The sequence below is a fragment of the Neorhizobium sp. T6_25 genome (assembly GCF_002968555.1).
GTDB lineage: Bacteria > Pseudomonadota > Alphaproteobacteria > Rhizobiales > Rhizobiaceae > Neorhizobium.
On the sequence record NZ_PVBL01000008.1, the window covers coordinates 73,687 to 94,111 of the forward strand.

At 61.9% G+C, this 20,425-nt stretch carries 22 protein-coding genes; 10 read left to right on the forward strand and 12 right to left on the reverse strand.

Translation table 11 applies throughout. The features are described 5' to 3' along the window. Positions 1–5: 5 nt before the first annotated feature. Entirely contained in the window at positions 6–1,286 is a 1,281-nt protein-coding gene (locus tag C5L10_RS12965; RefSeq protein WP_046633353.1) for a TRAP transporter large permease, read from the reverse strand. Between the two features lie 10 nt (positions 1,287–1,296). Next, positions 1,297–1,860, reverse strand: a complete 564-nt coding sequence (locus C5L10_RS12970) for a TRAP transporter small permease (protein ID WP_046667488.1) — start codon at positions 1,858–1,860, stop codon at positions 1,297–1,299. Positions 1,861–2,155: 295 nt separating this feature from the next. On the opposite strand from C5L10_RS12970, the gene C5L10_RS12975 reads away from it, so the two are divergent. Then, positions 2,156–2,794, forward strand: coding sequence for a TetR family transcriptional regulator (locus tag C5L10_RS12975; RefSeq protein ID WP_046608629.1), 639 nt, complete (start codon positions 2,156–2,158; stop codon positions 2,792–2,794). Here the strand turns inward: C5L10_RS12975 and maiA are convergent. The 3 genes from maiA to hmgA all read right to left on the reverse strand — a co-directional run bounded on the left by maiA (position 2,791) and on the right by hmgA (position 5,827). Further along, on the reverse strand, positions 2,791–3,426 hold the full coding sequence (gene maiA / locus C5L10_RS12980; RefSeq protein ID WP_105430008.1) for a maleylacetoacetate isomerase: 636 nt from the start codon (positions 3,424–3,426) through the stop codon (positions 2,791–2,793). The two genes, C5L10_RS12975 and maiA, sit on opposite strands and share 4 nt — an antisense overlap. Continuing rightward, positions 3,423–4,442, reverse strand: a complete 1,020-nt coding sequence (locus C5L10_RS12985; protein WP_105430009.1) for a fumarylacetoacetate hydrolase family protein — start codon at positions 4,440–4,442, stop codon at positions 3,423–3,425. The genes maiA and C5L10_RS12985 overlap by 4 nt, the downstream gene beginning before the upstream one ends. 86 nt (positions 4,443–4,528) lie before the next feature. Then, positions 4,529–5,827: a homogentisate 1,2-dioxygenase gene (gene hmgA / locus C5L10_RS12990; RefSeq protein ID WP_245447998.1), complete on the reverse strand. Its 1,299-nt coding sequence runs from the start codon at positions 5,825–5,827 to the stop codon at positions 4,529–4,531. A gap of 145 nt (positions 5,828–5,972) precedes the next feature. Here hmgA and C5L10_RS12995 point away from each other — a divergent pair, with 145 nt between their 5' ends. Beyond that, positions 5,973–6,449: a MarR family winged helix-turn-helix transcriptional regulator gene (locus tag C5L10_RS12995; RefSeq protein ID WP_105430010.1), complete on the forward strand. Its 477-nt coding sequence runs from the start codon at positions 5,973–5,975 to the stop codon at positions 6,447–6,449. Here the strand turns inward: C5L10_RS12995 and C5L10_RS13000 are convergent. Next, the gene (locus C5L10_RS13000; RefSeq protein ID WP_105430011.1) at positions 6,400–6,924 is read right to left on the reverse strand and encodes an Lrp/AsnC family transcriptional regulator; all 525 of its coding nucleotides are present in this window, start codon (positions 6,922–6,924) and stop codon (positions 6,400–6,402) included. The genes C5L10_RS12995 and C5L10_RS13000 overlap by 50 nt on opposite strands. 124 nt (positions 6,925–7,048) lie before the next feature. Between C5L10_RS13000 and hppD the strand changes: the two genes are divergently transcribed. Beyond that, a complete protein-coding gene (hppD, locus tag C5L10_RS13005) occupies positions 7,049–8,164 on the forward strand; it encodes a 4-hydroxyphenylpyruvate dioxygenase (protein ID WP_105430012.1) in 1,116 nt (371 codons plus the stop codon). Between the two features lie 72 nt (positions 8,165–8,236). Here hppD and C5L10_RS13010 read toward each other — a convergent pair whose 3' ends face one another. From C5L10_RS13010 to C5L10_RS13020, 3 genes are all read right to left on the reverse strand, one after another. Next, the gene (locus C5L10_RS13010; RefSeq protein WP_105430013.1) at positions 8,237–9,187 is read right to left on the reverse strand and encodes an isoaspartyl peptidase/L-asparaginase family protein; all 951 of its coding nucleotides are present in this window, start codon (positions 9,185–9,187) and stop codon (positions 8,237–8,239) included. A gap of 85 nt (positions 9,188–9,272) precedes the next feature. Beyond that, on the reverse strand, positions 9,273–10,865 hold the full coding sequence (locus C5L10_RS13015; RefSeq protein ID WP_105430014.1) for an ABC transporter substrate-binding protein: 1,593 nt from the start codon (positions 10,863–10,865) through the stop codon (positions 9,273–9,275). Then, positions 10,862–11,422, reverse strand: a complete 561-nt coding sequence (locus C5L10_RS13020) for a MarR family winged helix-turn-helix transcriptional regulator (RefSeq protein WP_046633332.1) — start codon at positions 11,420–11,422, stop codon at positions 10,862–10,864. Before C5L10_RS13020 ends, C5L10_RS13015 begins: the two co-directional genes overlap by 4 nt. A gap of 204 nt (positions 11,423–11,626) precedes the next feature. Between C5L10_RS13020 and C5L10_RS13025 the strand changes: the two genes are divergently transcribed. The 5 genes from C5L10_RS13025 (at position 11,627) to C5L10_RS13045 (ending at position 16,864) form a co-directional block, all read left to right on the forward strand. Next, positions 11,627–12,328, forward strand: a complete 702-nt coding sequence (locus tag C5L10_RS13025; protein WP_105430015.1) for a creatininase family protein — start codon at positions 11,627–11,629, stop codon at positions 12,326–12,328. Between the two features lie 76 nt (positions 12,329–12,404). After that, positions 12,405–13,376, forward strand: a complete 972-nt coding sequence (locus C5L10_RS13030) for an ABC transporter permease (RefSeq protein WP_105430016.1) — start codon at positions 12,405–12,407, stop codon at positions 13,374–13,376. Then, positions 13,376–14,251, forward strand: a complete 876-nt coding sequence (locus tag C5L10_RS13035; RefSeq protein WP_046667477.1) for an ABC transporter permease — start codon at positions 13,376–13,378, stop codon at positions 14,249–14,251. Before C5L10_RS13030 ends, C5L10_RS13035 begins: the two co-directional genes overlap by 1 nt. Continuing rightward, positions 14,248–15,963, forward strand: a complete 1,716-nt coding sequence (locus C5L10_RS13040) for an ABC transporter ATP-binding protein (RefSeq protein WP_105430017.1) — start codon at positions 14,248–14,250, stop codon at positions 15,961–15,963. Before C5L10_RS13035 ends, C5L10_RS13040 begins: the two co-directional genes overlap by 4 nt. Positions 15,964–15,979: 16 nt before the next feature. Beyond that, positions 15,980–16,864 carry a polysaccharide deacetylase gene (locus tag C5L10_RS13045; RefSeq protein ID WP_105430018.1) on the forward strand — a complete coding sequence of 295 codons (885 nt, stop codon included), beginning with the start codon at positions 15,980–15,982 and terminating at the stop codon, positions 16,862–16,864. Positions 16,865–16,915: 51 nt separating this feature from the next. Here the strand turns inward: C5L10_RS13045 and C5L10_RS13050 are convergent, their stop codons facing one another. Together C5L10_RS13050 and C5L10_RS13055 are read right to left on the reverse strand one after the other, a co-directional pair. Then, positions 16,916–17,233: a hypothetical protein gene (locus C5L10_RS13050; RefSeq protein WP_105430019.1), complete on the reverse strand. Its 318-nt coding sequence runs from the start codon at positions 17,231–17,233 to the stop codon at positions 16,916–16,918. A gap of 67 nt (positions 17,234–17,300) precedes the next feature. Beyond that, positions 17,301–18,230: a LysR substrate-binding domain-containing protein gene (locus C5L10_RS13055; RefSeq protein ID WP_105430020.1), complete on the reverse strand. Its 930-nt coding sequence runs from the start codon at positions 18,228–18,230 to the stop codon at positions 17,301–17,303. Positions 18,231–18,333: 103 nt separating this feature from the next. Here C5L10_RS13055 and C5L10_RS13060 point away from each other — a divergent pair, with 103 nt between their 5' ends. After that, positions 18,334–19,239, forward strand: a complete 906-nt coding sequence (locus C5L10_RS13060) for a DMT family transporter (protein ID WP_105430021.1) — start codon at positions 18,334–18,336, stop codon at positions 19,237–19,239. A gap of 51 nt (positions 19,240–19,290) precedes the next feature. Here C5L10_RS13060 and C5L10_RS13065 read toward each other — a convergent pair whose 3' ends face one another. Then, on the reverse strand, positions 19,291–19,875 hold the full coding sequence (locus tag C5L10_RS13065; protein ID WP_046633315.1) for a DUF922 domain-containing Zn-dependent protease: 585 nt from the start codon (positions 19,873–19,875) through the stop codon (positions 19,291–19,293). A gap of 213 nt (positions 19,876–20,088) precedes the next feature. On the opposite strand from C5L10_RS13065, the gene C5L10_RS13070 reads away from it, so the two are divergent. Continuing rightward, positions 20,089–20,406 carry a hypothetical protein gene (locus C5L10_RS13070; RefSeq protein WP_046633313.1) on the forward strand — a complete coding sequence of 106 codons (318 nt, stop codon included), beginning with the start codon at positions 20,089–20,091 and terminating at the stop codon, positions 20,404–20,406. The last annotated feature ends 19 nt before the right edge of the window (positions 20,407–20,425 follow it).

Below are 20,425 nucleotides of genomic sequence, written 5' to 3' on the forward strand. Positions count from 1 at the left end.
CCGGCTCAGCGCCCGAACCAGGCGACCGGCACGGTCACCAGTTGCGGGAAGAGGACGAGAAGGAAGAGAACGATCAGTTCGGCGATCAGGAAGGGCATCACGCCCTTCATCAGGTCTTCCATGGACAGCTTGGAGACCCCGCAGATGACGTTGAGCACAGTGCCCACCGGCGGCGTGATCAGGCCGATCGAGTTGTTGATGATAAAAAGCACGCCGAAATAGACCGGATCGATGCCCGCCTGCTTGATGATCGGCATAAGCACCGGCGTCATCACCAGAATGGTCGGCGTCATGTCCATCGCGGTACCGACCAGGACGATCAGCACCATGATCGCGAGCAGCAGCAGCGTCTGGTTGTCCATCAGCGGCTCCAGCAGCGCGACGAGATCGCCGGGTACGTCCGCAACCGTGATCAGCCAGGCCGAAACCGCGGCACAGGCGACCAGGAACATCACGACAGCGGTGATCTTCGCCGCCGCCACGAAGACGTTGAAGAGTTCGGACGGCGCAAGCTCGCGATAAACGACCATCGAGACGAACAGGGAATAGACGGCGGCGACGACGCCGGCTTCGGTCGGCGTGAACACGCCGAACTTCAGTCCGACGATGATGATCACCGGCAGCATCAGCGCCCAGATGCTGTCGACGAGCGCCTTGACGCGCACCTCGCGGCTCTGTCTCGGAGGCAGTTCGAACTGCTCCTTGCGGGCGACGATCAGCCAGGTGATGCAGAGCGCCAGCGCGATCAGCAGGCCGGGAACGATGCCGGCGAGGAAGAGCTTGGTGATCGAGACGCCGCCGATGACGCCATAGAGGATGAAGCCGATCGAAGGCGGGATGATCGGCCCGATGACCGAAGCCGATGCCAGCAGTCCGCCGGTCCGCGCCGGATCATGGCCCGATTTGATCATCATCGGATAAAGAAGCGCGCCGAGCGCGGCGGCATCCGCCACCGCCGAACCCGAAAGGCTCGACAACACGCAGGCGGCGAAGATCGCCACGAAGCCGAGACCACCGCGCACGTGGCCGACCAGCGCCATGGCGAGATTGACGATACGCTTCGACAGGCCGCCGGTATTCATCACCTCGCCGGCAAGCAGGAAGAAGGGAACGGCCATCAGCGGAAAGCTGTCGGCGCCGTTCAGCACATTCTGTGCGACGATCTGGGCGTCGAAGATGTCCATGTACATCATCAGCGCCACGCCACTGAGGATGAGCGCAAACGCGATCGGCACGCCGAGTGCCATGGGGCCGAGAAGGGCGCCGAGGAAAATAGTGAGCGTCATCGGTCTCTCCTCAGGCCTTGGTGACGCCGGCGGCAACCGCGGCTTCCGGATGATGGTCGAGAGCCACTTCCTCCTCGCTATCGCGCACCAGTTGGGCAGTTGCGATATCGATGCGGCCGGTGGCAACCTGGAAGGCGTCCCAGAGGATGATGAGGAAGGTCGGAACCCCGAAGGCGAGGCCGGCGCCGTAGAACCAGCCCATCGAAATGCCGGTTGCCGGCATGGTGGCGGGCAGATTGATCAATGTCTGCGTCCAACTTCCGCTGATCAACAGCCAGGTGGCGACGAGCATCAGCCCCTGTCCCATCAGCACGGCGATCCTGGCACTTGTCGGCGGCAACCGCTTCAGGAGCGAATCGACACCGAGGTGGCCGTGTTCGCGCATCGCAACGACGCCACCGAGAAACGTCAGCCAGATGAAGAAGACCCGCGACAGCTCTTCCGAAACGGTGATCCCCTGGTTGAAGGCATAACGCAGCACGACATTGCCGAAGACAAGCACCACCATGCCTGCCAGAAGCAGGGCGATGACGACCTTCAGCGCGAAGAAATAGAAATCGATTATTCGTGTCACTTCCGGTCCTCCCAAGGCTTCCGTCACCGGATGTCGACAAGGGCCACCGCTGATGCGGCTGCCCACTCGGTCCTTTGACAAGATAACCTCCGCCGGGACCGCCTCCTCAGGGATCGACCGGCAATCCGGATAAAATGTACGAACTAGTGCGTATGTCAAGCGCCATCTATTGAAAGCCTCACACAGGCCCGTTATGACTTTGGAACAAATGCGAAAATTCGATGTGGACAATCAGTTGTCCACAAGGCCTGTTTCTGTGAGCATGGCGGACAAAACGGTGAAGGCGGATTCGGGGATGGCGGCGAAACGCGAAAACGGCAGGAAAAACGATCCGCAGCGCACCCAGGAAGACATCCTGGATGTGGCGACGGAGGAATTCACGACCCATGGCCTTGCCGGCGGCCGCGTCGATGCGATCGCGGAGAAGACCCGCACCTCGAAACGGATGATCTATTATTATTTCGGCAGCAAAGAGGGGCTCTATCTCGCCGTTCTCGAGCGGGCCTACCGCAAGATCCGCACGCTGGAAGAGGATCTTCAGCTTTCCAACCTGCCCCCGGAACAGGCGCTGCGGGTGCTGATCTCGACAACCTTCGAACATGACGAGGCCAATCCGGAATTCGTCCGGCTAGTCAGCATCGAGAACATCCACCACGCCGCACATATGCTGCGGTCCGAGGCGATCCGCGACCTGAACGTCTCGGTCATCGAGACCATTGCGGCGATCCTTGATCGCGGCGTCGCGGCCGGTGTATTTGCCCGGAAAGCCGACCCGATCGACATTCACATGCTGATCAGTGCCTTCTGCTTCTTCCGCGTCTCCAACCGTTATACGTTCGGAACGATCTTCCGCCGCGACCTTTCAGAACCGGCGACCATGGAGCGTCACAAGGGCATGATCGCCGACGCGGTGATCAGCTACCTGAAGACTTAGCGAGCAGCCTTGTCGGGATGGGCGTTGGCGAACGGTTTCAGTTCGGCGCAGCGGTCGGCGATGTCGACAAGTTTCGGGCAGGCCGAAAGATCGACGCTCCATCGGCGCGCGTTGTAGACCTGCGGCACGAGGCAGATATCCGCCATCCCAGGCCGGTCGCCGTGACAGAATGTGCCGGTCGAAGGGGAATTAAGCAGTATCTCGAAGGCAGCAAGCCCTTCCCCGATGAACTTCTGCATCCAGGCCGGCCGGGCGTCGTCGCCACCGCCGGTCAGCGATAAGACATGGCCGACAACGTGCGTGTTGCAGACCGGATGGATTTCCATGGCGATGACATAGGAAAGCGCCCTCACCCGCTGCCGCCCGACGGAATCGCCCGGCAGGAAGGCGCCGCCGCGCGTCTCGTCGAGATATTCGATCACCGCCAGCGACTGGGTAAAACTGTGGCCGTCGATTTCCAGCACCGGCACCAGCCCCTGCGGGTTGCGGGCGAGATGTTCCTGCGACCTGTGCTCCTTGGCGAGGATATCGACCGGAACCGTGCGGAATGTTTCGGCCGCCATGTTGAGGGCGATCCTCAGCCGATAGCTCGCCGAGGACCGCCAGTAATCGTAGAGGACCGTATCGCTCATCCTGCCTTCTCGTATCTCGTCACGGTCTGTTCGATCGCACCGAAGATCGAATGCCCCTTGTCGTCCTTCATCTCGATCCGCACCGTATCTCCGAAATGCAGGAAAGGCGTCTTCGGAACGCCGAAGTTGATCGTCTCGATGGTGCGGATTTCGGCGATGCAGGAATAACCGGCTCCGCCATCGGCAACCGGCTTGCCGGGACCTCCGTCGAGCTTGTTGGAGACCGTGCCCGAACCGATGATCGTGCCGGCGATCAGCGGCCGCGTCTTCGCCGCATGGGCGATCAACTGCGGGAAATCGAAGGTCATGTCGACGCCGGCATTGGCCCGGCCGAAAGGCTTGCCGTTCAGATCGACTTTGAGCGGCAGGGAAAGCTTGCCGCCGTCCCAGGCCGAACCAAGCTCATCGGGCGTGACCGCGACCGGAGAAAAAGCGGAGGACGGTTTCGACTGGAAGAAGCCGAAACCCTTGGCGAGTTCGGATGGGATCAGCCCGCGCAGAGATACGTCGTTGACGAGAAGCACGAGACGGATCGCCTCCCGCGCCTCATCCACGGACGCGCCCATGGGCACGTCGCCGAGGATCACCGCGACCTCGCCCTCCATATCAGCGCCCCAGGCTTCATTTTCGAGCAGGATCGGATCGCGAGGCCCGAGGAAACTGTCGGACCCGCCCTGGTAGATCAGCGGATCGGTCCAGAAGCTCTCCGGCATGTCCGCATTGCGCGCCCGGCGCACCAGCTCGACGTGGTTGACGTAAGCCGATCCGTCCGCCCACTGGTAGGCACGCGGCAGCGGCGATGCCGCATCATGTTCATGAAAACGGATGGTCGGCTGCGAACCGGTCTCGATACCCTCCGCGACCCGTTCAAGCCGCGGACCGACATAGGCCCAGTCGTCGAGCGCGGCCTGGAGGGTGCGGGCGATATGACCGACCTCCGAGCACTGGGTGAGGTCTTTCGAGACGACGACCAGGCGGCCGTCGCGGGTGGAGTCCTTCAGTGTCGCGAGCTTCATGAATGAGTGTTTCCCGTTTTATCGTTGGTATTGCTCCCAGAATGTGTGGAGATCGCGCAAGAAGGCAACCGTTATGTCGCGCCGCCTTACTTGATCCCCGGCGTACCGTCGAACTTTCGCTCGAGGCCTGACCAGCAATCCACGTAATTGTCCTGCAGCGTCTCCAGTTCGGCCGCGAATTTGGTGAGCTGCTGCGGGAAACGGGTCTCGAACATGAAGGCCATGGTGTTGTCGAGCTTGACGGGTTTCAGCTCACCATTCGAGGCCTTCTCGAAACCGGTGAAATCCGGCCCGTGCGGCAGCATCATGTTGTGCAGGCTCATGCCACCCGGCACGAAACCCTCCTCCTTGGCATCGTAGCGACCGCAGATCAGGCCCATGAACTCGCTCATGATGTTGCGATGGTACCAGGGCGGCCGGAACGTGTGCTCGGCCACCAGCCAGCGCGGCGGAAAAATCACGAAATCGACATTGGCGGTTCCCTCCTCTCCCGAGGGAGCGGTCAGAACCGTGAAGATCGACGGATCCGGATGGTCGAAGAGGATGGCGCCGACCGGCGAGAAGGTGCGCAGGTCGTATTTGTACGGTGCGTAATTGCCGTGCCAGGCGACCACGTCGAGCGGCGAATGGCCGATCTCGGTCAGATGGAAGGAACCGCACCATTTCACCTGCACGCGGCAGGGCGTCTCCTTGTCCTCATAGGCCGCCACCGGCGTCTTGAAATCGCGCGGATTGGCAAGGCAGTTGGCGCCGATCGGCCCGCGATCCGGCAGCGTGAACTTGGCGCCGTAATTCTCGCAGATATACCCGCGCCAGACTTTTTCCTCGCCGAGCCGGGTCACCTTGAACATCGTGCCACGCGGGATGATGCAGATCTCCGAAGGCTCCAGGTCCATCTTGCCGAGTTCGGTGAAGACGCGGATCGAGCCCGTCTCCGGCACGATCATCATCTCGCCGTCGGCATTGAAGAAATAGTCGTCCACCATGTCGGTGTTAAAAACATAGACATGCGCCGCCATGCCTGACTGGGAGAGCGCATCGCCCGCCGTCGTCATCGTGCGGATGCCTTCGAGGAAGTTCAGCTTCTCCGTCGGCGCCGGCACCGGGCTCCAGCGGAGCTGGCCGAGCGCCAGCGAATGTTCGGCGATGTGAGGTGCCGTCTTCCACAGCGGATAGTCGATCTTCCTGAACCGGCCGGTGTGGCGCACGCTCGGGCGGATACGATAGAGCCATGAACGCTCGTTGGTGCCGCGCGGCGCCGTGAAAGGCGAGCCGGAGAGCTGTTCCGCATAAAGCCCGTAATTGCATTTCTGCGGGCTGTTCTGCCCCTGCGGCAGGGCGCCCGGCAGGCTCTCGGTTTCGAAATCGTTGCCGAAGCCCGACATATAGGCGAGCGTTTCGGCATTCGCCCCGGTAAACTGCGTGGCGTTCGGATCGATCTTGTCCAGCATGGCTTGTTTCCTCCCATGATGACGATATGGTTGTAAACGTAACCATTATTTTTGTAACCATCAACGCCCGATCAACGTCATGCCGACAGATAGTTTCGAACTCGGACAGTTCCTCCCCTACAGGCTCAACCGCGCCGCCGAATTCGTGGGTCTGCGTTTTGCCGCCCATTACAAGGCGAGATACGGCCTGACACGGCCGGAATGGCGCACACTGGCTGCGCTCGGCAGTTCGGGCCGCATGACCTCGAAAGCTGTCGGCAGTCATTCCAGCATGCACAAGACCAAGGTCAGCCGCGCCGTCTTCGCGCTCGAACAGCGCCGCTGGCTAAAGCGCAGCCAGGACGAGGCAGACCGCCGGGTCGAGCATCTGGAACTGACCGCGGCCGGAGAGCTGGCCTACCGGGAGCTGATCGAGCTCGCCCGCCGCTATCAGGCCGAACTGGAGGCGGAAATCGGCGAGAGCGGCATCGAGGCTTTATCGACCGGCCTTGCCGCAATCGAGCAGGTCATCCGCCACTCGGGCAACGGGAAACCGCCGGAGCCGGACGATCTTTAAGCCTTGCGGGTTTTTGAATCGGAATCCCACCAAAATCCTTCAACACGCTGAGAACGATCGATGTTTTGACATGCTGCACGCTCTCGTGCGGCAACAGTATGTCGTTGACGAAATGGGAGAGGCCCGCGAGATCACGGGTCACCACCTTCAGGTGATAATCCATCTCGCCGGTCAGCGAGAAACATTCCAGCACTTCCGGCAGGTCCTCGACGAGGCGCGCGAAGCGCTTGGCATTGTCGCGGTTATGGGTGGCGAGCGTCACGGCGATCACCACCAGGAGGTCGAGGCCGAGCTTCTGGCGGTTGAGATGTGCCCGATAGGTCTGGATGAACCCCTCGCCTTCAAGCCGCGCCCGGCGGCGCGAACATTGCGACGGCGAAAGCGCGACGAGTTCCGACAATTCGTTATTGGTCAGCCGTCCGTCGGTCTGTAGATGGCTCAATATCTTCAGGTCATATCCGTCCAGCGCATCCATCGTGCACGAAACTCCTCATGTCCGCACATTTCATGCACAAATCGACCAGAACATCGCCAAAATTGCAAGCACAATGCGCCTCCCCTGCATCATCATGATGATTGAATGACAGGAGGAGTTTGCCATGGGTCCTTTCCCGCACGACGCACCGGTTTCTGAGATTACCGCCGATAACCCGGCAGGGACCGACGGTTTCGAATTCGTCGAATTCGCCCATCCGGAGCCGCAGAAGCTGGAAGAGCTGTTCACCCGCATGGGCTACGAGCCGGTGGCAAAGCACAGGACGAAGAACATCACCGTCTGGCGCCAGGGCGACATCAATTACATCGTCAATGCCGAGCCGGGCAGCCATGCAATGCGCTTCGTCGATGAACACGGCCCCTGCGCGCCGGCCATGGCCTGGCGCGTGGTCGATGCCAAACATGCCTTCGACCACGCAGTCGCCAAGGGTGCAACGCCCTATGAAGGCAAGGACAAGACGCTCGACGTCCCGGCCATCGTCGGCATCGGCGGTTCGCTTCTCTATTTCATCGAGACCTACGGCGAGAAGGGGTCGGCCTATGAGGCCGAATTCGAATGGCTGGAGACACGCAACCCCAGGCCCGAAGGCGTCGGTTTCTATTACCTCGACCACCTGACCCACAATGTCTATCGCGGCAACATGGACAAGTGGTGGGACTTCTACCGCGAGCTCTTCAATTTCAAGCAGATCCACTTTTTCAACATCGACGGCCGCATCACCGGCCTGATGAGCCGGGCAATCACCTCGCCCTGCGGCAAGATCCGCATCCCGCTGAACGAGTCCAAGGACGAGACCAGCCAGATCGAGGAATTCCTGAAGAAATACAAGGGCGAAGGCATCCAGCACATCGCGGTCGGCACAGACGGCATCTACGAAGCGACCGACAAGCTCGCCGAAAACGGGCTCAAGTTCATGCCCGGCCCGCCGGACACCTATTATGAAAAATCCGGCGCCCGCGTGCACGACCACGACGAACCGATCGACCGCATGAAGAAACACGGCATCCTGATCGATGGCGAAGGCGTGGTCGATGGCGGCACGACCAAGATCCTGCTGCAGATCTTCTCGAAGACGGTGATCGGTCCGATCTTTTTCGAGTTCATCCAGCGCAAGGGCGACGAAGGATTTGGTGAAGGCAATTTCCGCGCCCTCTTCGAATCCATCGAAGAAGACCAGATCCGCCGCGGCGTATTGAAGCCGCAGCAAGCCGCCGAATAAAAGAGCGGCTCCGGAGGGCGCGGGGTCCGGCGGTCATCCCGCCGGGCTTTTCGTGCGGGAAGCTCTGCCGGTTCAGGGTTTGATCGAGAATACCTCGCCATGGGTGGCGACGTGGAATTCGCCCTCCGGCGTCACCCAGCCGCGGAACATGCCGTCGGTATTGTAAGGCGCGGTGATCGAGCCATCGGCGCCGACCGCCACCAGCCCCGCGCCGATATCGTGCTGCTTCAGGTCCTCCTGGATGACCTTTGCGGCCGCCTTCTCAACGCTCTCGCCGAGATAGGAGACGCGGGCAGCCACTTCATGGCCAACGGCATAACGCATGAAATATTCACCCTTGCCGGTGCCGGAAACGGCGCAGGCGCCGTCCCGCGCGTAAGTTCCGGCGCCGATGATCGGGGTGTCGCCGATCCGGCCTTCCGGCTTGTTGTTGTAGCCGCCGGTCGAGGTCGCCGCCGCCAGATGCCCGGCGCTGTCGAGCGCCACCGCACCGACCGTGCCGTGCTTTTCCGACTCGCTGGCTTTCGCCGCTGTGCCCGCAGCGGCATGCGCCTTCATCGCCGCCAGCGCCTTGACGCGGCGCTCGGTGGTGAAATAGTCCGGCTCGACCATATCGAGCCCCGCCTCGCGGGCGAAATCGTCGGCCGCATCGCCGCCAAGCAGGATTGCATCGCCGTTTTCCATGATCTTGCGAGCCGCCTTGATCGGATTGCGGATACGCCGAACCAGCGTCACTGCGCCGGCTTCGAGCGTGCGCCCGTCCATGATCGAAGCGTCGAGCTCATGTTTGCCGTTGGTGTTGAGCGCCGCGCCGTAACCGGCGTTGAAATGCGGAGAATCCTCCATGACAACCACGGCCGCCTGCACCGCGTCGAGCGCCGCACCGCCTGCCGTCAGGACTTCCCAGCCGGCTTTCAGCGCCCGTCCGAGATCGACCCGGGCGGCCGCCCATTCCTCGTCGCTCAGGTCGAGCTTTGCCATGACGCCGCAGCCGCCGTGGATCGCCAGCGCAATCTTTCCCATCGGTCCTTCTCCCCGTCCGAACTTGAAGTTTTCGGAAAAACGGCCGGGCGAGATGCCCGGCCGGTAGATCGCAGGTTGGGATGGCTTATTTCGCCGGGCGGATGTTCATTGCCAGCGTATCCTCGTCGGAACGGGGAACGATGGTGATGCCCTTCTTCATGCCCCAGGCCGAGACGGTCGAGGCGATCGCCAGATAGGGCCGATCGGTCGAAACCAGGGCATTGGCATCCATCAGGAACTTTTCACGCTTCTTGGGGTCCATCTCGACGGCGGCGTCTTCGATCAGCTTGTCCATCGTCTTATTGACATAACCGCGCAGGTTGAAGGCACCGAGCTTGGTCGCCGAGTCGTTGCTGTGGGCAAGCGACGACAGCGTGTAGTTCGATTCACCCGTCAGCGTGCCCCAGCCGGACATCGCCATCGAATAGTCGCCGCGCGTATTGGCCGGGAAGAAGACGGCACCCGGCTGCGCGTTCGCCTCCGCCTGGATGCCGACAGCGGTCAGCATCTGGGCGATCGTCGTGCCGACATCCTTGTCGCCCGGCAGGCGGTCGTTGGTGAAGGAGAAGGTCACCTTGAAGCCGTTCGGATATCCCGCTTCGGCAAGCAGCTTCTTGGCCTTTGCCGGATCGGCTTTGGTGGATTTGACGTTGGGATTCCAGCCGAAGATGTTCGGCGTCACGAGTTGCGACTGAACGGTGCCCATGCCCTCCATGGCGATCTCGGTGATCGTTTCGCGGTCGATCGCAAGATCGAACGCTTCGCGCACCTTGGGGTCGAGGAAGGGGTTCTTGGGCAGCGGCGAGCCGTCCTTGGCGCTCACCTGCGGCGGCTTCTCGCGGAAGTCGAAGGCGATATTGAAGAGGTAGACACTGTTCTGGCGCACGACGGTGAGCTTGGTATCCTTCTCCAGCGTCGGGACGTCGGAAGCCGGGATACGCGAGATGAGGTCGACCTGGCCGGCTTTCAGCTGCGCAACGCGGGCCGCGTCGTTGGGGATTTCCTTGCGGGTCACCTTGTCCCAGGGCTCCTTTTCGCCCCAGTAGCCGTCGAACTTCTGCAGCACGAGCTGCTCCTTCGGCGTCCAGGAGACGAACTTGTAGGGACCGGTGCCGATCGCCGCTTTGCCGGAATTGAAACCCTCCGAAGCCTTGTCGGCATTGGCGGAAAAGTCCTTGGCAGCGGTGTGCGACACGACGAACAGGCGGATGAAGTCGTTCGGCAGGTTCGGCGCGGCACCATCGGTCTTGATGCGGATCGTCAACGGATCGACGATCTCGACGCCTCGGACGCGGCGCACATAAATGGTGGTCGGGTTCGGGCCGGTGACCGCCGGGATGCGCTCGATCGAAAACTTCACATCCTCGGCGGTGAAGTCGGAGCCGTCGTGGAATTTGACGCCCGGGCGGAGCTTGAACTCCCAGGTCGTATTGTCGATGGCGGTCCAGCTGGTCGCAAGCCCAGGCTCGAGTTCGAGGTTGTTGCCGGATTTCACCAGCGAGTCGTAGATATGCTTGACCGCTTCGGCGTGGGTGCCGGCGGCGGTGAAATGCGGATCGACGGATAGTGGCCCGGCGCGCACGCCGATCATCAGGTCGGCGGCAAGTGCAGCACCCGAAACGCTGCCGAGCAGTACGGCGGCGAGAGCCGCTGTGCGGAATGTCTTGAGAATAGTCATTCTTCGTTCTCCTCTATATTTATCATTGGGGGCCAGTTGGGTGAGTCCACGACGACTTTCGCCAGCAGCTCGGAGAGCATCAGCTTTTCGGCAGGCGTCAGCCCCGACAGCATGACCTTTTCGCGCTCCACCATCGGCTGCATGGCTTGATCGACGATGCGCTTTCCTTCGTCCGTGATGAACAGGACGAAGCTTCGAAGATCCGCCGCATCGACCTCGCGCCGGATGATGTTCTTGTCGATCAGCTTCTGGATCGCCCGGCTCATCGTATTCTTCGGGAAACCCGAGGAGCTGCTGATAGCGCTCGCCGTCAGGCCGTTCGAAAGGCCGAGCGAATAGAGAACAACGAATTCCGGCCGGGCCAGCCCATACTCTTTTTCGATCCAGCGATAGATCGGCTCGTTGAACTGCAGCGCCAGGAAATTGATGCGGAACGAAAGCCAGCAGGGGTTCTGCCACAGCTTCACGGAAACCAGATCATCGACGCCATGACTGCCGGCCGCGGCCTTGCCGCCCTGCCTGAGGAGCGCATCGAAGGATGAGATTTCCAATTGCAATGCCGTCAGCTCCTGCAAAATCTGGGCCTGGATTTTGTTCCGTATGGAACTTGACGATAGCTTATTTGGCTGTCAATCTCTTTTTTTAGTTCCGTATGGAACTTTGCATTTGATCGGTCCAGCGCCTGTCAAGGCACAATTTTTGTGCTTTTGTGCGAGATTGTGATTAGTTTTTGCGCGGCACGCGCATCGCATGGAGATTTCATGAAGATCGCGGATATGAACTGGATGCAGGTGGAGGAACGGGCGGCGGAAGACGACCGCTGCGTGCTCCCGATCGGCAGCGTCGAGCAGCACGCCTATCTCAGCCTCGCGACCGACATGATCCTTGCCGAAAAGATTTCGCTCGACGCGGCCGAGCCGCTCGGCATCCCGGTTTTCCCTGTCGTGCCTTATGGCCTTGCCTCGTCGTTTGCGACCTTTCCCGGCACGCTGACGTTGACGCTCTCCACCTATATCGGCGTGATCCGCGACTTGATGGATAGCATCCACCGTTCCGGCTTCCGCCGCATCCTGATCGTCAACGGCCACGGCGGCAACACGCCGGCAACCGCCGTCATCTCCGAATGGCTGAATGCGCATCCTGATGCCTCTGTGAAATTCCATGACTGGTGGCGGGCGCCCAAAACCTGGGCAAAGGTTCAGGAGATCGATCCAGCCGCCTCGCACGCCTCCTGGATGGAAAACTTCCCTTGGACCCGCACGAAAGACCAGCGTCAGCCGACGGGTGCCAAGCCGAAAGTGGATTTCGCCGGCCTTGCCCAGGTCGGTGCGGGCAGCAAGCGGAAACTCCTCGGGGACGGAAACTATCACGGCCTCTACCAGCGCCCCGACGAGGACATGCTGGCGATCTGGGATGTGGCGGTCGCCGAAACCCGCGATCTTCTCGAAAACGACTGGCACTGACGGCGAGGCAGCCTCGGGACGCCTCACCCTACGAAACCCGCAGAAGACGGGCCTGGGGACAAGAACAGGGGAATATATGTTAGGTTTCGTCTTGCAACGCCTGTGGCAGGCGGCCATCGTCGTCATTGCGATGTCGGCACTCGTCTTCTGCGGCGTCTATGCCGTCGGCAATCCCATCGACGTGCTGATCTCGCCGGATGCGACGCAGGACATCCGCGCTGCGGTAATCGCCCAGTATGGGCTGGACCAGCCACTGTGGCGGCAATATTTCGCTTTTCTCGGCCGGCTGATCGAAGGTGATTTCGGCCGCTCGCTTGTCTACAGTATACCGGTCAGCCAACTCATTCTCACTCGTCTGCCGGCGACGCTGGAACTGACGCTGGCGGCCGTTCTATTTGCCAGCCTCGTCGGCATCCCGATCGGCATGTATGCCGGCTACCGGCCGCATAGCCTGATTTCCCGTGCCATCATGGCGATCTCGATCCTCGGTTTCTCGGTGCCGACCTTCTGGTTCGGCCTGATGCTGATCATGGTTTTTGCCGTGCAATGCGGCTGTATGCCGGCCGGCGGACGCGGTGAGACGGTCAGCCTGCTCGGCGTCGATTTCAGCTTCTTGACCGGCGACGGGCTTTCGCATCTCGTGCTGCCGGCGCTGAACCTGGCGCTCTTCAAGTTCTCCTTGATGATCCGCCTCGCCCGCGCCGGCACCCGCGAACTGATGCTGAGCGACACGGTGAAATTCGCCCGGGCCGCCGGCCTGTCTGAGTTCACGGTGCTGAGCCGCCATGTGCTTCGCCTGATCTCCATTCCGCTCGTCACCGTCTTCGGTCTGGAACTCGGCTCGACCCTCGCCTTTGCGGTCGTCACCGAAACCATCTTTTCCTGGCCCGGCCTCGGCAAGCTGATCATCGACAGCATCACCTCGCTCGACCGGCCGGTCATGGTCGCCTACCTGATGCTCGTCGCCTTCCTGTTCATCGTCATCAACCTGATCGTCGATCTGACCTACGCGCTGCTCGATCCGCGCCTGCGAAAGGGCCGTGCCTGATGCGCGATACTCTGCTTGGCCGTTTCCTCGAGGAATTCTTCCGCAACAAGGTCGCGACGGGCGCCGCGATCGTCGTCCTGCTGATCGTCCTAACCGCGATCGTCGCGCCGCTGGTCACCCCTCAGGATCCGTACGACCTGACCAGCCTGGTGCTGCGCGATGCCCGGCGAGCGCCGGGTTATGTCGGCACCGGCGGTTACACCCATTGGCTCGGCACGGACTCGCAAGGCCGCGACCTCCTGTCGGCGATCATCTACGGGCTTCGCATCTCCCTGCAGATGGGCGTGATCGCTGGCGGCATCGCCTTCGTCATCGGCGCGGTCGTCGGCTGCTCGGCCGCCTATATCGGCGGCCGTTTCGAGAGCCTTGCCATGCGTATCGTGGATCTACAGCTTTCCTTCCCGGCAATCCTGCTCGCTTTCGTCATCGCGGCCCTTCTCGGCCAAGGGCGCTATCAGCTGATCATGGCGCTGATCTTTGCGCAGTACGCCTATTTCGCTCGCACTGCCCATGGCGCGGCATCGGCCGAAAGACAGAAGGACTATGTCGAGGCCGCGCTCTCGATCCCGCTGTCACCCTGGCGCGTCGTCGTCAAGCACATCCTGCCGAACTCGCTGCCGCCGCTGATCGTCGTCGCGACGGTGCAGGTGGCGAGCGCCATTTCGCTGGAAGCCACCCTCTCCTTCCTGGGCGTCGGCCTGCCGCCGACCGAACCTTCGCTCGGCATGCTGATCGCCAACGGCTTCCAGTATCTGCTTTCCGGCCGCTACTGGATCTCGATCTATCCCGGCGTGGCGCTGATCCTGTTCATCGTCTCGCTCAACCTCGTCGGCGACCAGATCCGCGACCAGCTCAATCCGAGGCTCCGCCGATGACTGAAACGACGAGTGCTCCGCTTCTCGAAGTCACCAACCTCAAGACCTGGTTCCCGAGCGGACGCGGCGAGATCAAGGCAGTCGACGGCGTCTCGTTTTCGCTGGCACCGGGAGAAGTGCTCGGCCTCGTCGGAGAATCCGGTTCCGGCAAGTCGATCACCGGCTTCTCGATCATCGGCCTGATCGACGAACCCGGCCGCATCGTCGAGGGTTCGATCAGGCTCGAGGGCCGCGAGCTGATCGGCCTGCCCGCCCACGAACTGCGCGCCATCCGCGGCAAGACCATTTCGATGGTCTTCCAGGACCCGATGATGACCTTGAACCCGGTCCTGAGTATCGGCACACAGATCAGGCTGGCGCTCGAAGCGCACGAGAACATCAGCGGAGCTGACGCACGGGAAAGAGCGATCAAGGCGCTCGCCCAGGTCCGGATCAGCGAGCCGGAACGAAAGGTGGATTTTTTCCCGCATCAGTTTTCCGGCGGCATGCGCCAGCGCGTGGCGATCGCCATCGCCCTGCTTCACCGGCCGAAACTGATCATCTGCGACGAACCGACGACGGCGCTCGACGTGTCGATCCAGGCGGAAATCCTTGCCGAGATGAAAGAATTGGTGGCCGACCTCGGCACCGCGCTGATCTGGATCAGCCATGATCTCGCGATCGTCTCGTCGATCGCCGACCGCGTCGCAGTGATGAGGTTCGGCAATATCGTCGAGATCGGCCCGGCGCTCGGCGTGCTCACCCGCCCGCAGCACGACTACACCAAGGCGCTGCTCGACGCGCTACCCTCACGCGCCAAGCCCGGCCAATTGCTGCTGCGCGGCAGCGGCATTGCCGATGCGGCCCCGCCGCCGCGCAAGTCGGCGACATTGAACCTGCCGCCGCTCGGCAGCCCCTATCTGGTCATCGACAACGCGATGAAGCGCTTCGAAAAGCCGGCCGGCCTGTTCCGGAACCTGGCGATCAAGTCCGGCATTTCCCAGCCGCTGCCGGTCGTGCAGGCGGTCGATGGCGTCTCGATCACGTTGAAGCGCGGCGAAGTGCTCGGCCTCGTCGGCGAATCCGGTTCCGGCAAATCGACCCTCGGCCGCATGGCCGCCGGCATTACGGTCCCTACCTCGGGCACGATCCGCCTCAACGGCAAGCCCGTCATGAGCGACGGCCGCAATGCGCGAAAAATCACCACTCGCATCCAGACGATCTTCCAGGATCCGTTTGCCTCGCTGAACGGCCGCATGCGGATCGGCGATATCATCGCCGAAGGCCCGCTCGCCCATAAGCTTGTCACCCGGGCCGAAGCGTCCGTCTATGTCGGGGAATGGCTGGCCGCGGTCGGGCTCGATCCGACCTTTGCCAACCGTTTCCCGCACCAGTTCTCCGGCGGCCAGCGGCAGCGCATCGCGATCGCCCGCGCGCTCGCCATGCAGCCGGATGTGGTCGTCTGCGACGAGCCGGTCGCCTCGCTCGACGTGTCGATCCAGGCGCAGATCATCAACCTGTTGATCCGCCTGCGCGCCGAACTCGACCTGTCGCTGCTCTTCATCAGCCACGACCTGTCCGTTGTCCGGCATCTCTGCGACCGCGTCGCGATCATGTATCGCGGCAAAATCGTCGAGGAAGGCGTGGCCTCTACGATCTATGCCGATCCGCAGCACGATTACACCAAGCGGCTGCTCGCGGCCGTGCCGGTCCTGCCGGAGGCGGCCGAATAAAAAGGGAGAACAGGATATGGAACCCTGGGAATGGGACGAGGCCACCTGGCGCGGCAAGGTCAACAAGGTGCGCGCCGGCCGCTCGCTGAAGCCGAAAACCTGGAAGGGTGGAGCCCGCTGTGCGGTCGCCCTTTCGTTCGACAGCGACCATGAGACCAACGAACTTCGCGACGGCGGCGAATCGATCGGTCGCCTGTCCCAGGGGCAATACGGCAACCGCATGGGCGTGCCGCGCATCCTCGAAACGCTGAAGAACGCCGATGTCCCGGCGACCTTCTTCGTACCCGCGGTCGCAGCCCTCCTCTACCCGGATGAACAGCGGCGGGTCATCGCCGAGGGCCACGAGATCGGCCTGCATGGCTGGATCCACGAGGTGAACACCAAGGTTCCGGCCGACAAGGAACGGGAACTGCATTTCCGCGCCGCCGACACGCTCGAAAAGATCACCGGCATCCGCCCGGTCGGCATGCGCACGCCCTCCTGGGATTTCTCGCACGAGACGCTGAAGATCGAGCGTGAACTCGGGCTGATCTATGATTCCTCGCTGATGGCCGACGACGATCCTTACGAACTGGTCGAGGACGGCGAGCCGACCGGCATTGTCGAACTGCCGGTCGAATGGATCCGCGATGACGCCGTCTATTTCAACATGAACCGGTTTACCGCGCTCCGCCCCTACACCCCGCCGACCTCCGTGCTCGACATCTTCAAGCGGGAGTTCGACCGCGCCTATATCGAAGGCGGGCTGTTCCTTTTGACCATGCACCCGCATGTGTCCGGTTACCGCTCGCGCATCTTCGTGCTGGAGGATTTGATCAGGCACATCCAGGGCCACGAGGGCGTCTGGTTTGCCACCCATGCCGATATTGCCCGCTTCGCCAGGGAGAATGGCGGCGAGTGAGGTTGCCGCAAGGTACATCCACTCGGCGGTTTCCAATCGATCCGATGCGCCTCAGCGCCGATCGATGAGGATTTTCATGATCGCCACCCGCTCCGGCAGCTCAACCAGATAATGCGGATCGCGATCGAGATGATGCACCTTGTTCGGGTCGCCGCCGGTAAAGGCTGCCATGGACTCGAAGTCGGGCCAGTAGGAGGTCGTCACGAACTCCGTTTCGTCGCCGAGGTCCTCCCGGAAAAGCTGGACCGCAAGCGCTGTCTTGACGAGCGGCGGAACGCCCGCCTCGAGCAGGTAGGCCTCGTATTCGTCGGCAATCGAGGTACGTGTACGCCCTCGCCAGATCCTTGCAATCGTCGCCTGTGTGCTCATGGAACGCTCCTCATGTCCAATTTTCGAAGCAACTAGAGCCGGAGCGGCAATTGCCAATAGGACGGCGCTAACCCTTTCCCCGTCCGGGCGCGATGAAGGCTGCGATCGCCGTTTCGTCGAGCCCGGCCTCCTGCAGGAAACGCCGGGCAAACTCGGCGGCAGAAGCTTTCATCGCGTCGTTCGGGCGGATCAGGTGGAAGGCGACGTGGTGATCGATGGTCCTGTCGGACACGACGACGATCCGGCCGGAGGCAAGCGCGGCGTCGGCAAGCGGCGGCCGGGCAAGCGCAATCCCGAGGCCATGCGCGCAGGCGTCGATCACCAGGTTATAATCCTCGAACCGCCGGTCCTGCCCGCGCGGCACGTAATCGACACTCTCGACGGCAAGCCAGCGCCGCCAGGCCTCGACATTGGAATCGTGCAGGATCGGCAATTCGAGCAGTGATTTTGCATCGGTGCGGCCGCCGAGACGTTCGGCCACCGCCGGAGCGGCGATCGGCACGAGTTTCTCCTGCCAGAGCGGCAGGCTGCGCACGCCGGCCCATGGCCCCTTGCCGCAACGGATCGCCAGGTCGATGCCCTCGCTGAAGTCCGCCAGCCGATGTTCCAGGATCACTTCCAAGTGGATATCGCTGGCCTCCAGCTTCGGCAGCCGCGAAAACAACCAGAGCGAGGCGACCGACGGCGTCACCGAAAGCCGGACGACCGTCTTGTTGCGGCGTGGCAGCCACCGCTCGTCAGTATCTCCGAGCAGGGCCAGCGCTTCCTCCGCGCGGGCGAAAAACCGCGTGCCTTCCGGTGTCAGCGTCACGCCGCGGGCCTCGCGAGAGAAAAGCCGCACGCCCATCCAGCGCTCCAGCCGGGATATCTGCCGGGAGACCGCGCCATGGGTGACGCCGCCCTCTTCCGCCGCTGCCGAAAACGATCCGAGACGCGCGGCCCGCGCGAAGGTCTCGAGCGTATCAAGTGGCGGCAAAGTCTGCGAGCAGTGAACCATACGCACATATGATCATCGATTGCGTTGCTTTTCAAGCATGGATGAGAGGCGCTAAATCCTAACTTCAAGTTTTGCCTGACTTCAAGTTTTGAGGGGCAAAGAGATGAGCACGGTCGCCATGAGTACGGGAACGGATGAAAGACAGGGATTTGATGTGATCGCCTTCCTGGCGATCCTGGTAACCATCGTTTTCTGGGCCTCGTCATTCGTCGTCATCCGGATCTGCCTCGGGCCGCTGACGCCGATCGAGCTTGCCGCGGCACGATATGTTCCGGCCGCCTTGATCGCGGTCTTCTATCTCGCAATTGCCCGGCCAGCTCTTCCGGCCAAGGGCGATATCCTCCGCCTCGTCGTCGCGGCAGTGCTCTTCATCGCAGCCTATGCCGTTCTCCTCAACATGGGCGAACGGACGGTCGCGGCAGGTCCGGCGAGCTTCATCATCAACACCATGCCGGTCTTCACTGCACTCATCGCCATTTTCGCGCTCGGCGAGCGGTTCGGCCGCTGGGGCTGGGTCGGAACGGCGATCTCCTTTGCCGGCGTGGCGCTGATCGCGGCCTCCGGCGAGGATGGCTTCGATCTCGATCCGAACGCGATCCTCATCCTCGGCGCCGCCCTCTGCTCCGCGATTGCCAGCGTGCTGCAGAAGCCGATCCTCGGCCGCATGCCCGCATTGGCCGTCACGGCCTGGCTGATGCTGATCGGCTCCATTCCGCTGCTGCCGACCGTTCCGTCGGCCCTGCAGGCGCTCGCCGCCGCCCCTGCCGAGGTAAATTGGGGCATCGCCTATCTCGTGCTCTTCCCGACGGTGATCGGTTACGTCACCTGGGCAATAGCCCTGAAGCGCCTGTCGGCAGCCCGAGCCTCCAATTTCCTTTACGGCGTTCCTCCGACCGCAACCCTGATCGGTTTCCTCTGGCTCGGCGAAGTGCCCACCCTGATCGGCGCGATCGGCGGCATCATGGCGATCGTCGGCGTGCTCGTCGTCAACGTCATGCGCAGGAGATAGGTGAGCCGCCGCGATCCGGTAAACTGCGAATGAAGCAATGCGAGCGGCGCCCTATTTACCGGCGCCGTTCACGAATTGGAGAATGAGCTGGTGGACATTGCCGCCCTCGCTCATCTCCATCCGGTCATAATCGTTGCTGCGCTTCTGCTGCGCCTTCGAAATCTCGCCGAGCTTGGCCGTCAGTTCCGTCCTGATTTTCGTGCATTTCGGGTCGTTGGCGACGCTGAGACCCACGCTCACCCGCTCGATCTCCTTCACCATGTCGGTGATGATCACCCCGTGGACCAGTTCGTGCTTGTAGACGCCGGCGATGAAGACATCCCATTTCTTCTTCAGGTCGGGAGCAAGCGCCGATGCAGGCTTGGGCAACGTGTAGGTGATGATCAGCTTCGGCCGCGCCGAAACCAGCGTGCAGGCACCATCAGGCTGCGGCCGGTAATCGCGGGTCCAGGTCAGCTTGAAATTGGTGTGGGCGATGGCGCGCACTTCCTTGCCGACCTTGGGGCCGCGCTGTCCGATGGAAGCGTAGAGATCGACGCCGGAATCGCCGGTGACGGGATAGGTCTGGATCTGCTCCACCGGCTGCCATTGGCTCTGCGCCGATACATTCATCGGCACCAGGACGAGACAAATCATCGCCCGGAGAATTCCTGCACCTATCCTCACCCGTATCCTCCCGCTTCGAACGCCGCGAAACTAGGGAGACGACGCCGCAGTTTCAACTGGCCAGATATGTTTCAGTGAACGCTATACATTACAACTTTGGTTCCCGCCCCTTGCCATATTTCCCTCGAAATGAATGATGACAGTTGCGTGACAAGACGTTCTGATTTGGTGCTGGAGAGTTCAATGGGAGAAAAGCGAAAGGTCTACGAGGCGCTGGTCGACGGCGCCATGGAAGGTCTGACTGACGAGGCATTGTTTAAATTTGTCACCAAACGCTGCCCGAAGACGTCGAGCAAGAAGATCGTCAGGGCGGCTCTGCTCGGGTTGAGCGATCCGCACCTGCGTGACCGGAACATTCTGGATACGATCTATGCGCTGGCCATCAAGCACCGCATGGACGAGTTCCGGGACGGCGAGGATGGAGATGACGAAAGGGACAGCTGGCCCGTGCCTTTCGCCCGGCCGCTCGACAAGGAAACGGCCCGCGCGGACCTGGCCTAGTCGGCCGCCTGCTGTCATC